Source organism: Pedobacter sp. 05T44, from assembly GCF_056395985.1.
In genome coordinates this window covers 93,401-107,390 of the sequence record NZ_JBFTKO010000001.1, presented here as the reverse complement: position 1 = coordinate 107,390, position 13,990 = coordinate 93,401, and the positions used below count along the sequence as shown (strand labels likewise).

At 38.4% G+C, this 13,990-nt stretch carries 9 protein-coding genes; 8 read left to right on the top strand and 1 reads right to left on the bottom strand.

The features are described 5' to 3' along the window. Nucleotides 1–78 precede the first annotated feature (78 nt). The 8 genes from AC1DDK_RS00400 to AC1DDK_RS00365 all read left to right on the top strand — a co-directional run bounded on the left by AC1DDK_RS00400 (nt 79) and on the right by AC1DDK_RS00365 (nt 13,516). Nucleotides 79–2,613 carry a BamA/TamA family outer membrane protein gene (locus AC1DDK_RS00400; protein WP_337715075.1) on the top strand — a complete coding sequence of 845 codons (2,535 nt, stop codon included), beginning with the start codon at nt 79–81 and terminating at the stop codon, nt 2,611–2,613. Nucleotides 2,614–2,715: 102 nt separating this feature from the next. After that, complete coding sequence (locus AC1DDK_RS00395; protein WP_172663710.1) at nt 2,716–3,318, top strand: sterol desaturase family protein; 603 nt, start codon at nt 2,716–2,718, stop codon at nt 3,316–3,318. Nucleotides 3,319–3,539: 221 nt separating this feature from the next. Next, nucleotides 3,540–5,375, top strand: coding sequence for a beta-N-acetylhexosaminidase (locus AC1DDK_RS00390; RefSeq protein WP_337715073.1), 1,836 nt, complete (start codon nt 3,540–3,542; stop codon nt 5,373–5,375). Nucleotide 5,376: 1 nt separating this feature from the next. Then, the gene (locus AC1DDK_RS00385) at nt 5,377–7,575 is read left to right on the top strand and encodes an alpha-galactosidase (protein ID WP_477633739.1); all 2,199 of its coding nucleotides are present in this window, start codon (nt 5,377–5,379) and stop codon (nt 7,573–7,575) included. A gap of 143 nt (nt 7,576–7,718) precedes the next feature. Beyond that, entirely contained in the window at nt 7,719–7,946 is a 228-nt protein-coding gene (locus AC1DDK_RS00380) for a hypothetical protein (protein ID WP_172663707.1), read from the top strand. 505 nt (nt 7,947–8,451) lie between these two features. Beyond that, nucleotides 8,452–8,637: a hypothetical protein gene (locus tag AC1DDK_RS00375; protein ID WP_337715069.1), complete on the top strand. Its 186-nt coding sequence runs from the start codon at nt 8,452–8,454 to the stop codon at nt 8,635–8,637. A gap of 34 nt (nt 8,638–8,671) precedes the next feature. Then, nucleotides 8,672–10,957, top strand: coding sequence for a glycosyl hydrolase family 95 catalytic domain-containing protein (locus AC1DDK_RS00370; protein WP_337715067.1), 2,286 nt, complete (start codon nt 8,672–8,674; stop codon nt 10,955–10,957). 105 nt (nt 10,958–11,062) lie between these two features. After that, the gene (locus AC1DDK_RS00365) at nt 11,063–13,516 is read left to right on the top strand and encodes a glycoside hydrolase family 95 protein (protein ID WP_337715065.1); all 2,454 of its coding nucleotides are present in this window, start codon (nt 11,063–11,065) and stop codon (nt 13,514–13,516) included. A gap of 2 nt (nt 13,517–13,518) precedes the next feature. On the opposite strand, the gene AC1DDK_RS00360 is transcribed toward AC1DDK_RS00365, so the two are convergent. After that, a complete protein-coding gene (locus AC1DDK_RS00360; RefSeq protein WP_172663703.1) occupies nt 13,519–13,827 on the bottom strand; it encodes a GNAT family N-acetyltransferase in 309 nt (102 codons plus the stop codon). Nucleotides 13,828–13,990: the final 163 nt, after the last annotated feature.

Here is a 13,990-nt window from a genome sequence, read left to right as displayed (position 1 = left end):
ACAAATTTAGGGGGAACTTTTATTTTAAATCTTACCATAGATTAAGAAATGCGTAGCTTTATATTTAGATATTTAAGTATGATTAGATTCATCCTCTCCGTTGTTTTATTGTCGGCTAGCTTGGTATCAAGTGCGCAAGACTCCATAAGTATTAAAATCTACCCTAAGTACGATAGTGTAAGTAAGTTTCATCGCTTTTTGTTTGGAGAAAATTACCGTAAGGAGTATGCGATGAGTACCAAAGTACCCATTATTAAAATTTCGGAAATTAAAGGTGGGTTAACGCCGGTCAAAAGGGGTGGAGGCAATCAATCGCATTCGTTAAGATTGGTAGATAAACAGGGCAAAGAGTGGGTACTTAGAAGTGTAGAAAAGTTTCCGGAAATATTGTTGCCCGAAATATTCAGAAAAACATTTGCGGGTACGGTAGTAAAAGATAATATGTCGGCCCAGAACCCATTCTCGGCCTTAGCAGTCCCTGATATTGCAGATGCTGTAAATGTGCCACACAGCGATCCTATGATTGGGTGGGTATTGCCGGATACCGGATTAGGTGAATTTGCCAAGGTGTTCCAGAATACGCTTTGTTTACTGGAGGAAAGAGAACCTGTTGGGGATACTGATAATTCGGAAAAGATGATGCGCAAGTTAACAGATGATAATGATAACATTTATGATGGCCGGGCATTACTAAGAGCAAAAGCATTGGATGCTTTGCTGGGAGATTGGGATAGACATGAAGATCAATGGAGATGGAAGCCTGAAAAGAATGTTGATGGAACTATGAAATATCTTCCAATTCCGAGAGACAGAGATCAGGTCTTTTATTTGTCGGAAGGCCTTGTGCCAAGATATGCGCAATCCTCGTGGCTATTGCCAATGATACAGGGGTACGAAAGAAGCCTGCCTGATATTAACTGGTTCTTTTGGGAAGGAAGAGCTATTTATGGAAGATGGTTTTCTGGGATAGATGAAAAGGAATGGAACGAGGTAGTAAAGGATTTTTGTGCTTCTTTAACCGACGAGGTGTTTGAAAAGGCCCTTAAAAAACTACCTGAACCCGGATATTCTCTTCGCCATGATCGCATACTGGCCCAGCTTAAAGAGAGAAGAAAGAACCTTCCTGAATTGATGAATAAATACTATCATTTTATAAATAGTATAGTTGATATACAGGCAAGTAATAAGAATGAGCTGATCAATATAACAGATGGGCCGGATAAGGCTTTAAATGTAACGATCCATAAAATATCTAAGGAAGGACACATTAAGGATGTTATTTTTAACAGAACTTTTAATCCAAAAGTAACCAGAGAAATTAGGTTATATGTGAAAGATGGTAACGACAGTTTGATACTAGATAATAAAACCTCAACTATTAAACTAAGGATAATTAGTGTTGAGGGTAAAAAAACATTTCATGTAGAAAACTCACCTCGTAAAATCCGTGTTTATGGTAAAGATGACAACATAGCTTTTACGGGGAATGCAAACAAGTTTCTTAAGAGATTGGATAACGACACCTCTAATACACACTTCGTGTACACAGATCTTTATAAAAGAAAGATGCTGCTTTTAAATGCCAGTTATAATATAGATGACAGGGTTTTGCTTGGTTTATCATATAAAATTACCCAACCCGGTTTTAGGAAACTGCCTTATGGAAGTACACATTCATTCTCATTTTTGCACTCTTTTGCAACATCGGGTTTTAGATTCAATTATAGAGGAGAAATGTTTAAAGTTTTAGGTAATGCGGATATTGTATTGCAAGCGGATGCCTTTGCTCCAGAGAATTCACAGAATTTTTATGGCTTAGGTAACGAAACAACTTTTAATAAAACCGGAGATTTTGTAAGATATTATCGTGCAAGATTTAGCCTGTTTCAGATAGATCCATCCATAAGATGGAGACTGTCAAAATCTACCTTTAGCATAGGCCCGTCACTGCAGTATTACCGATATAGTAAAGATGATAATGAGGGTCGTTTCATTAACAATACCTCAGAGTTGCATTCGCCGGATAGTGCAACCATAACAAAAGATAAGTTGTATGCAGGAGTAGTGGCAAATTTTACAAACAACAATCGTAATAGTGATATTTTACCTACTTCGGGCACATTCTTAGAAAGTAAATTACAGGCTTATAAGGGTATAAATGGCGAATCGAATTCTATGGCACAGCTGAGTGGTTCATTCTCCGTTTATCAAAAGATAGATAAAGGAAGCCGGTTTGTATTAACGGATAGAATTGGGGGTGGTGTTACGGTTGGTAAACAGGCATTTTATCAATCCAGTTTTCTGGGAGGACAGGGTAATTTACTTGGATATAGAGAATTTAGATTTGGTGGCCAACATAGCTTGTATAATAATTTAGAATTGCGTGTAAAAGTGGCGAATTTTATGAATTATATACTACCTGGTCAATTTGGACTATTGGGTTTTCATGATGTGGGCAGGGTATGGAGAAAAGGAGAAAATTCTGATGTGTGGCATCAGGGGTACGGAGCGGGTTTATATTTTGCTCCGGCATCCTTAACCGTGTTTCGTTTTGTAATGGGCCATTCAAATGAGGGTTGGTATCCTTATGTAGCCATGAAATTCAGATATTAAGAAGTATCAAAATTTGGTAAATTACTTATTTTAGGTAATGGGAAGTGTAAGAAAAGCCGTAATTTAGAACTCTCGTTTGAAAACCATCAAAAATTAGTTGTGATGAAGAAGAATTTTGTATCTAATTCTAGAGAATCTATTAGAATGTTTAAAAACCCACTTTTTGAGGGTTTATCTAAAGTCCCATATTTTGTACCGCTTATTGTGTATGTTCCGGTTGTAGGGTATTTCTCCTGGGTCTCATTCAGCACAAATGGAATCTTAGGTTTTCTTGGATATTTTCTGTTAGGATTATTTATCTGGACCTTAACTGAATATGTGCTTCATCGCTTTGTTTTTCATTTTTATCCAAAGTCTGAATGGGGTAAAAGAATTCACTTTATTTTTCATGGTGTTCATCATGATTATCCAAACGACGCACAGCGACTGGTGATGCCGCCTTCTGCAAGCATACCACTGGCACTGGCATTTTTCTTTCTTTTTAAATGGTTACTTGCTCCGGCCATGCTTGAAGGCTTTTTTGCCGGATTTATTTTTGGTTACTTATGCTACGACATGACGCATTACATGTTGCATCATGCACAATTCAAAAATGCTTTCTGGAAAAAACTTAAGCAACAGCACATGTTGCACCATTATGATGACTCTACAACAAAATATGGGGTGACATCTGATATTTGGGATAAAGTTTTTGGTACCAGATAGGAAACCGCTAATGCTTTAATTTTTTTCCGCGTAGGGGTAAAATAGAAGAGGGGTGTCGGAGGTATTATACCAACTATAAATTACAGAATAGAGTTTTAGTAAAATTACGCAAAGGTTTGCGCAACGTATGTGATTGATATTTTAAAATAAAACAGTTAACTAGCATTAGTTTACAAGACTAAACAATAACTGTTTTATTTTAAATGACCAAACACCCACACATGAACCGACTGTTATCAATAGCTCTGTTGATGATTTGCACCCTCAAATTGTCTGCACAATCCAAAATTTCTATAATTCCTTTACCGGCGAAATTGGAAGAGCGAAAAGGAAGTCTTACGCTAGACAAAAATGTATACATCAGTTATCCTTCAGCTAATTTAAAAGACCTGGCAATTTTTGCCCAATCTTCAATAGAAGAAACTGCGGGAATTAAACCCGAGTTGCGTACAGGCATGTGGATGCAAAGAAAAGCAAAAACCATTAGCCTTAATATTGATTCAAAAGTTACCTCAAAAGAGGGATATGTGCTGGAGGTAAATGCAAATGGCGTTGCTATAAAAGCAGGAACCGAAAATGGTCTTTTTTATGGTATACAAACATTATTACAACTGGTGCCAGTTAATGGAGTTAAGAAGTTGCCTTGTGTTTATATAGAAGATGAACCCCGTTTTAGCTGGAGAGGAATGCTCATGGACAATTGTCGCCATATGTTTTCTGTTGAGTATATAAAGAAATTTATAGATCAGTTGGCTAAACATAAATTAAACAAGTTTCATTGGCATTTAACAGAAGATCAGGGTTGGAGAATAGAAATAAAAAAATATCCGAAACTGCAGGAAATTGCAGCTTACAGAAATGGGACACAGATTGGTCCGAACAGGAAGAAAGATGTTGACAGTATTAAATATGGCGGCTATTATACTCAGGAACAGATTAAGGAAGTTGTAGCTTATGCAACGTCGAGATTTGTTGAAGTGATTCCTGAAATAGAAATGCCAGGACACTCGGTAGCAGCCATTACAGCCTATCCTTATCTGGCTTGTGGAGATGTGAGTTTTGAGAATGGAAAGCCATTTGAGGTAAGAAAAGTATGGGGAGTTTCTAAAGATCTTTACTGCGCAGGTAATGATACCGTATTTACATTTTTGGAAGATGTTTTAAATGAAGTGATGCCATTGTTTCCATCTCAATATATTCATATAGGGGGGGATGAAGCTCCGCATGATGCATGGCATACCTGCCCTAAATGTCAGGCACGTATAAAAAAGGAAGGCTTGAAAGATGAGGCGGCATTACAAAGCTGGTTTATACAGCGAATGGAAAAATTCATCAATAGTAAAGGGAAAAAGATAATTGGCTGGGAAGAAATTATGCAGGGAGGTCTTGCAGATAATGCGACTGTACATTCGTGGTTAGGAGTTGAAAGTGGTTTGAAAGCTGCTAAAAGTGGCCATGATGTAATTATGTCGCCATACTCGCATTTGTATATTGATGGCTACCAGGCTGATCCTAAAATCGAACCTATGGCTATTGGTTATTGGGTGCCAATTGATAGTGTATACGCCTTTGAACCAGTACACCCCGCGTTAACCGACACTGAAGCAAAGCACATTTTAGGTGCGCAAGGGAACTTGTGGACTGAGTTTATTGGAACAGAAGATTATTTTGAATATATGGTTTATCCTCGCATTGCGGCATTGGCAGAAATTGACTGGACACCAAAAGCGTTGAAGAATTTTGAAGATTTTAAGGGCAGGTTGAGCACTCAATATCAACGATATGATAAACAGGGAATTCAGTTTAGAATTCCGGTGGCTGTAATAGAAACAGTTGTGAACAAGGATAGCACGGTTAAAGTAACGCTTAATGATCCCACTAAAGCAAGTACTATCAGATATACAACCGACGGATCTGATGTTAATGAGCAATCGTCTGTTTATAAACAACCAGTGGTGTTGAAAAAAGGAGAGGTAATCCGCTACGCATTGTTTTTTAACAACAAACGTAAAAGTTCTACAGACTATTTTCCTAAACCTGTTAAACAAGCAAAATAGCATGAAACGATTGAATATTCCGAATTTGAGATATGCTTTAGCGTGCATATCACTGATCTTAGCGGGTCAATTAAGTAATGTCAACGCACAGAACAATCAATCTGTTAAAGACACATCGAAACCAGATTGGTTATTAAATTCGGCATCATATAAAGCTGCTATTTACAAGTCAGATAAGGACGTAATTCTTGAAAACGGATTGACCAAAAGGGTTTTTAGGATCACACCTAATGTGGCCTGTGTAGATTATGTTAACCTTATAAATGGCAGGCAGTTATTAAGGTCTGTAAAGGCAGAAGCCCGTTTGACCATTAACGGAAAAGACTATGAAGTTGGAGGTTTAAAGGGTCAAAAGGAAAATGCTTACCTTTTGCCTGAATGGCTTGACAGTTTTACGGCTGATAAGAATGCTTTCCAATTTGTTTCTTTCGATATAAAACCAATTTCACCATATATTAAATGGAAAAGTAAATTTTGGGCAAGCAATAATCAGCAGCCTACCGGTAAGATGGTGTCTTTTCTTTATAAGGCAGGAGCAGATGAACTGAAGGGCTTAACGGTAAATGTAAACTACGAATTGTATGATGGTTTGCCTTTAATTGTAAAATCGTTAACAGTTCAGAATCAATCGGATAAAGTGTTTAAGATTGACCGTGTAGTTAGCGAAGTTTTGGGAATGGTTGAAGAGCAAAGCGCTGTAGTTGGATCGCCAGAAAAAATGGCTAAACCACAAGGTATTTACCTGGAAACAAACTATGCCTTTAATAATGCAATGCGATATGATTTAAGCGATCAAACCACACATTGGAAGGTTGACTCGACATATACCTCGCAGGTTAATTACGATTATCAAACACCTTGTTTATTAGAAGTATATCCCGATAAAGCTCCCGGCATTGAACTGGAGAAAGGCGGTGTTTTTAAGTCTGTGCGTACACTTGAATTATTAATGGATAGCTATGATAGGGAGAGAAGAGGTTTGGCTATACGTAAAATGTACAATACAATAGCACCATGGACTACCGCTAATCCAATTTTTATGCATTTGGTTAGCAAAAATGATGAGCAGGTGCGTACAGCGATAGATCAATGTGCTGCAACGGGTTATGAAGCATTAATATTAAGTTTCGGCAGTCATTGTAATATGGAAGACACCTCTGCAGCTAATATTAAAAAATGGAAGGAACTGGCAGATTATGCACATAGTAAAAAAGTATTTATTGGAAGTTATTCTTTGTTTAGCTCCAGAAAAATAAGTGACGAGGACGACGTAATAAGTCCTAAAACCGGTAAACCAGGTGGTGCTTTCTTTGGGAATGCACCATGCTTTGGTAGTAAATGGGGGTTGAGCTATCGTGATAAAATAAAGAATTTTTATGCTCATACCGGCTTTGATATTTGGGAAAATGATGGCCCATATCCAGGTGATGTATGTGCTTCAACCGCACACCCCGGACATAAAGGTCTTGAGGATTCGCAATGGAGACAAATGGAAATTCAGAAGGACCTGTATCGTTCATTAAATGAAAAGGGCGTTTATATAAATGCGCCCGACTGGTATTTTMTGGATGGAACACACAAAATAGCGATAGGATACAGGGAGGTGAATTTTTCATTGCCAAGAGCAAATCAGATGATCCTTAACCGCCAGAATATATTTGATGGGACATGGGAAAAAACTTCGTCTATGAGTTGGGGATTTGTTCCTTTAACAGTTTATCAGGGAGGAGGAGCCGAAGCAGTTCTGGAACCTTTGAATGACCATCTAAAAGACTATGAACAGTTAATGATGCAGTATTATGGAGCAGGTGTGCAAGCTTGTTATCGGGGCCCACGCTTATATGATACGGATGCTACCAAGCAAACTGTAATTAAGGTGATTGATTGGTATAAGAAATACAGAGATATATTGAACTCGGAAATTATCCATTTGAGAAGAGCTGATGGGAGAGATTGGGATGGAATATTACATGTAAACCCTAGCCTAAAAACCAAAGGTTTAATGATGTTGTACAATCCATCGAAAAAGGAAATTACCCGTACCATAAAGGTTCCATTATATTATACAGGTTTAACCGGCACTGCCACTTTGAAAGAGAAGGAGGGAGTGGCTAAAAAGTACCCATTAAACAGAGATTATGAGATATCGTATACCTGTACGCTTAAGCCTGAGAGCTATACCTGGGTGCAAATTGAATAATCACATTACTGTTTGGAAATTTTCACCGATGTTTTATGGCCACTCGTCGAGTTTTTTGTCTGCTTTAGCCGGATAGAACTGGCATGATTTAGTAATAACCCTCATCTTTATGGTAAGTTATTCATTAGATAGATCATAAAGCGATGAACACAATTAGTTTTAAAACTTCGGTAAAAGATAAATATGAGTTGATTTCTATCAGACCTATATTGGATATCATATTTGGAGAGAACAATTGGTCATTCAGGACCGAGGGAATTGATAGAATACTAAGTGTAGTAAGCTCTGTTCCTTGTGCACCTATGGTTAATTATATCTTAAAAGATAAGGGCTTTCATTGCGAAGAATTAACACCAGCGTTAAGTTTTTGAAATTGACTATCTTTGATTTAATATGATGAAAATGAAGTCTGTGAATTATAAAGAACTGCTACTCCGCTGGGTAGTTGGGTTTTTTATGTTCTTAAACTTATTTACATTATCCGGCGCAGCCAATGTTATTTCCTCTGTTAATTCGACGGCGTATCCAACTGAGGAAAGGATCGTTAGTCAGAATGGAACAAAGAGGCATAAAATATTCTACAAGAGTTTTGTTGGTAAGGTCAATTGGATTTATTCCAAAATTTCTTCCTTCAAATATGTTTTCAGGAATCTCCTGATGGTTAAAAATAGCATTGTTCATGTTCAGTTCAATGCTAATGCATTTCTAGTTTTATTTATTAATTTTCTAATGGGTACATTATGTGCTTTGAGATTCCTTTTTTATCCCGCATCTCCAAAAACAAGCCTCCCGGCGTAGTTTAATTTTCTAAGACTATTTATTGTTTTTTCACGAGAGGTTTATTGGCCGAAAGGCTTTTTCCTATAATTTTTTTTTATGGAACGCTTTAAGAAAACAATGCGTCTTTTTGGACTCATTGTAATGATAATATTAGCTTGTTTTGGGATCGGATTGGGCGGTACACCACCTGTATTGCCGGTTATCCGTACCAAACATGCGACAGAATTTATAGAAACCAAAGAAGAGGATAATGTGGAGGAGGAGATGCAAAACTTAAAATAAAATAACCTATTTTTAAACCAGGTTAGGAAATCTTATGAACAGAACAATTGCATTACTCCTTTTTATTTTTACATCGATTACTGCAATAGCGCAGTCTCCGAAACACGATCTGCATTTCAATAAGCTGGCATCCCAATGGGACGAAGCTATACCTCTGGGCAATGGGACTTTAGGTGCTTTGATTTGGCAAAAGGGAGAACGGCTAAGGTTCTCTCTGGATAGGGTAGATGTTTGGGACATGCGACCTATGAAGGGCTTGCATCGGAAAGAGTTTAGTTATAAATGGGTAATAGATCAGGTGAATAAAAAGGATTATAAGCCTGTACAAGACTATTTTGATGCGCCTTATGATAGGGAACCTGCACCTTCGAAAATACCTGGGGGTGCTCTTGAATTTGAAACCAAGGACTGGGGGCAGGCCGAAGATGTTCATTTATCTTTAAAAGATGCAGTTTGTAAGGTGCGCTGGACAAATGGCATTGTGCTAAAAACTTTTGTTGATGCCGTAAAGCCATTGGGTTGGTTTAGATTTGAAAATATAAGCAACGATTTTAAACCACATTTGATTGCACCAAAATATCAGGGAGAGGTTAAAGTTTCTGGCGATCCGGTAGGCGGTGATGACCTATCGAGATTGGGATACAAACAGGGAACAATTCAGCAAAATGGAAATAGCATAACTTATCATCAGGAAGGCTGGGGTGGATTTAGTTACGATATCAACGTGAGATGGAAAAGAATTGACAGTAAAACTGTTGAAGGAGTTTGGAGTATTTCATCTCAGTATCCGAATAAGATTGCTAATAGAAAAGCTGCTGTTGTTACTCAAAATGCCATTTCCACTAGTTTTAACAAAGAGTTTACTGCACATGTGGGGTGGTGGAGTAATTTCTGGAGCAAGTCGGCAATTCATATACCCGATACGTTGATTGAGAAACAATGGTATTTAGAGCAATATAAATTCGGCTCTGTAGCAAGATCAGATGCACCTCCAATTTCGTTGCAGGCGGTGTGGACTGCCGATAACGGAAGGATACCACCATGGAAAGGGGATTATCATCATGACTTAAATACTCAGCTTAGCTATTGGCCGGCATATAGTGGCAATCACCTTGGTGAAGCAATGGGCTATATTAATCATCTCGAGCAAAATAAGGCAAACTATAAGCGCTATACTAAGCTTTATTTTGGTGCAGACGGTATTGCTGTGCCTGGAGTAACAACCCTGGATGGTACAGAAATGGGCGGATGGATTCAATACTCTTTATCACCAACAGTTTCTTCATGGCTTGGACAACATTATTACCTGCAATGGCGCTACAGTATGGATAAGGTTTTTCTTAAAAATAATGCTTATCCATGGATCAAAGGAGCAGCCCTGTTTCTTGAAAACATAACGGTTAAAGACGGAAACGGACACAGGAAATTGAAAATTAGTTCAAGTCCGGAGATAAACGACAATGACCTTAGTGCCTGGTTTTTGGGAAATACAAACTATGATCTGGCTTTAATGAAATTCACGTTTAAAGCTGCGGAGGAACTTGCTACTGAACTTGGATTGAAAGCCGAAGCCTTGCGGTGGAATAAACTCTTAAATGAGTTTGATGATTTCGCGATAACAGATAAGGATGAACTTAGATTTGCCCCAGGTCTGGATTATAAAGAATCGCACAGACATTTCTCTCATATGATGGCTATCCATCCATTAGGGCTAATAAAATGGGAGGACGGACCGAAAGCTCAAGCCATTATAAAGAATACGATACAGCTATTGGATAAGGTAGGGCCAGATTACTGGTGTGGGTACTCTTATTCCTGGCTTGCAAACATTAAAGCAAGGGCAAAAGATGGAGCCGGTGCAGCAAGAGATCTACAGACATTTGCCAGGGCTTTTTGCTCTATAAATAGCTTCCATTTAAACGGAGATCAAACAAAATCAGGACTATCGAAATTTCAATACAGACCCTTTACTCTGGAAGGTAACTTTGCATTTGCAGCGGGCTTGCAAGAAATGCTATTGCAGAGTTATGCAGGGTTTATTGAAATTATGCCTGCTGTTCCACCCGAATGGAAAGACGCTTCATTTGAAAATTTGCGTACAGAAGGAGCTTTTCTTGTAAGTGCAAAAAAAGCTGGAGGACAGGTAGATGAAGTCAAGATCGTTTCAGAAAAAGGAGGAGTAACTAAATTAAAACTGCCGTTTAAAACTCATTTTATTGCTTCAAACGCAGGTTTTAAAATAAAATCCGCTGAAAGCGGGTTTTTGGAGTTAACGGCCAAACCAGGTGCTGTGTTGTTGTTGAAAAACGGGTATGAATAGGTTTTCTCTTTAGCATGCCAATATCGCTTAATGGTTTGACAATAACAGCTAATTTCTAAAGCTGTAATTTCCTTTCTTTGATTATTAAATAAAACATAACTAAAGATGAATTTGGCACAAAAAAAAATACTTTTCTTTTTTTGTTTTACCTTAAGTGGCTTGTCATTATTTGCGCAGACAGATCAGCAAGTGAGATTTAATTCACCGGCGAACCATTTTACTGAATCTGTTCCTGTTGGCAACGGCCGATTAGGAGCAATGGTATTTGGCAATCCAAACAGAGAAAGGATTGTTTTAAACGAAATTTCTATGTGGTCTGGTGGTGTAGAAAATCCCAATAGAAATGATGCTGCTGCTCATTTACCTGTTATTCAGCAATTGCTAAAGGATGGAAAAAATAAGGAGGCGCAAGAACTATTACAAAAATATTTTACAAGTGCCGGAGCTGGGTCTGGTTTTGGAAATGGTGCAAACGAAAAGTTTGGATGCTATCAAATCCTTTCAGATATGTTTATTAATTGGAGAGACACCACCTCAAAAGTAACGGATTATAAAAGAATTTTAAGTATAGATAAAGCCATTTCAGTTACTGAGTGGAGCAGGTCAGGTGTAAACTTTAAAGAAGAGGTGATTGTAAGCACCCCTCAACAAGCCATTATTGTTCGTTTAACTTCGAGTAAAGCAAAAGCATTAAATTTTGATCTGTCGCTAAGTAGAAAAGAGCATGCATCTTTTTCAGCCGAGGGAAATGGGCTTAGCATGACAGGACAATTGCCAGGTGGTAATGGAGATAAAGGAATTCTTTTTGCAGCCTTTGCGAAAGCCATTTCATCCACAGGAAAAATAACGGCAAAAAATAGTGTACTTACGGTTGATGGAGCAACCGAATGCCTTATTGTAATTAGTGCTGCAACAGATATGAACTGGCCAGATGTAACACACCGCGGTGCAATACCTTTGCCGGTAGCTAAAAAACATGTTGATGCTGCGGGTAAACTTCCGTGGCTAACATTGAAAACAAAGCAGCGCGAAGATTTTCAAGCCTACTACAATCGCTGTAAAATCCAACTTGGTGAAAAAGAGAATGCCGGTATTGCAACGCTTTCTACAGCAGAACGACTGGTGCGTTTTGCTAACGGAGGGAGTGATGTAACGCTACCAGCTCTGTATTTTAATTTTGGACGGTACCTTTTAATTTCAAGTTCTCGCCCAGGTGGCTTACCAGCTAATCTGCAAGGGATTTGGGCTGAAGAGTATCAAACCCCGTGGAACGGAGATTATCACCTGGATATCAATGTGCAAATGAATTACTGGTTGGCGGAGAATACTAATTTGGGAGATATACATAAACCCCTGATTGAGTTTACAAAATTTTTGGTGGCGCCAGGACAAAAAACTGCAAAAGCATATTATAACAGCACGGGATGGGTGGCACACGTAATTGCAAACCCCTGGGGTTTTACTGCTCCAGGCGAGCATGCCTCATGGGGTTCGGTACTTTCGGGTGGAGCATGGTTAAGCAGTCATTTGTGGCAACATTATTTATATAACCCAAACAAAAAGACTTTAGCTGAGATTTATCCGGTACTAAAAGGGGCAACAAAATTTTATACCGATATTTTAATTGAAGATCCGCTAACAAAGTGGCTGGTAACAGCGCCTTCCAACTCTCCAGAAAATTCTTATAAAACCGAGGAAGGTTTTGAAGGGCAAACCACGATGGGTCCAACTATGGATATGCAGATTGGGAGAGAAATGATGAACAATACTATTGCTGCGGCTAAGTTATTAGGTATAGATAAGAGTTGGACAGATAGTTTGCAGCAGCTAAAAGGCCGGTTAGCTCCTAATCAGATCAGTAAAAAAACAGGCGGGATACAAGAGTGGATCAGAGATTATGAAGATCCTGAGGTAACACATCGCCATGTTTCGCATTTGTATGGTTTGTATCCCTACGATGAAATTACTCAACTTGAAACACCCTTATTGATGACTGCAGCAAAAAAAACTTTGGAGAGAAGGGGGGATGGAGGTACAGGTTGGTCGAGAGCATGGAAGGTGAATTTCTGGGCCAGACTAGGTGATGGTGACCATGCTTGGAAGGTGTTTAAAGCACTGCTGGCGCCTGCTGTTGCGGGAAGTGAGATTTCGATGACCAGTGGAGCAGGAACTTATGCAAATCTGTTTTGTGCGCACCCGCCATTTCAGATTGATGGAAATTTTGGCGGTACGGCAGCCATTGCTGAAATGTTGCTCCAAAGTAATGGCATTAACTCTGTGATCCGCTTATTACCTGCATTGCCAACAGATACTGATTGGAGCTCTGGTAATATAAAAGGAATGCGTGCAAGGAATGGCTTCGAGCTTAGTTTTAGCTGGAAGAGCAGCAAACTCACCAAAGCCGAAATMTTTTCCCTAAGCGGAGCTGAATGTTATATTCAATTACCTGCCGGTACTTCGGTTTACAGTAGCGCAGGGAAAAAGATAGCATTAAATACTAAAGTGGATAATCTGGTTAGCTTTAACACTGTTAAAGGAAGTAAATACGTTATAAAATAGGCTTAAAAAGGGGGTACACCTTCATCTAAAATTCTGTTCCATTCGGTGTGTCTTTTTAGGTATGTTACTACAAATGGACATAGAGGGATGAGTTTATAGTCGTTGTCTTCCAGGTAAGCTAATGTTTTCTCAACTATTGCAGTTGCAGTTCCCCTTCCTTTAAGTTCTTCGGGTGCTTCAGTATGGATCAGCCATATCTTTTTACCATGCTCCTTGTAATCTATAAAAGTCAGATAATTATCTGTTTTGAGCTCAAATCTATTTTTTTCTGAATTTTTTATCAGCGGTACATCGTTAAATTCTGCATTCATTTTTTGTTGTATTTAGAGTGATATATTCTACAACAATTTAATCAATAAAAATTTCATATTCTGCTTTTTAAGAAAATAATAATTGGTATTTAAAGTATTTATTCTAAATTTATAGAAGCAGACAAGTGAAAGCTTGTCTGTACAATTGAAACCAAATAGATAT

What these genes read in the sequence shown, in the direction of transcription:
- AC1DDK_RS00400 (WP_337715075.1), top strand. Translation starts at nt 79, where the DNA reads ATGATTAGATTCATCCTCTCCGTTGTTTTATTGTCGGCTAGCTTGGTA.
- AC1DDK_RS00395 (WP_172663710.1), top strand. Translation starts at nt 2,716, where the DNA reads ATGAAGAAGAATTTTGTATCTAATTCTAGAGAATCTATTAGAATGTTT.
- AC1DDK_RS00390 (WP_337715073.1), top strand. Translation starts at nt 3,540, where the DNA reads ATGAACCGACTGTTATCAATAGCTCTGTTGATGATTTGCACCCTCAAA.
- AC1DDK_RS00380 (WP_172663707.1), top strand. Translation starts at nt 7,719, where the DNA reads ATGAACACAATTAGTTTTAAAACTTCGGTAAAAGATAAATATGAGTTG.
- AC1DDK_RS00375 (WP_337715069.1), top strand. Translation starts at nt 8,452, where the DNA reads ATGGAACGCTTTAAGAAAACAATGCGTCTTTTTGGACTCATTGTAATG.
- AC1DDK_RS00370 (WP_337715067.1), top strand. Translation starts at nt 8,672, where the DNA reads ATGAACAGAACAATTGCATTACTCCTTTTTATTTTTACATCGATTACT.
- AC1DDK_RS00360 (WP_172663703.1), bottom strand. Translation starts at nt 13,827, where the DNA reads ATGAATGCAGAATTTAACGATGTACCGCTGATAAAAAATTCAGAAAAA.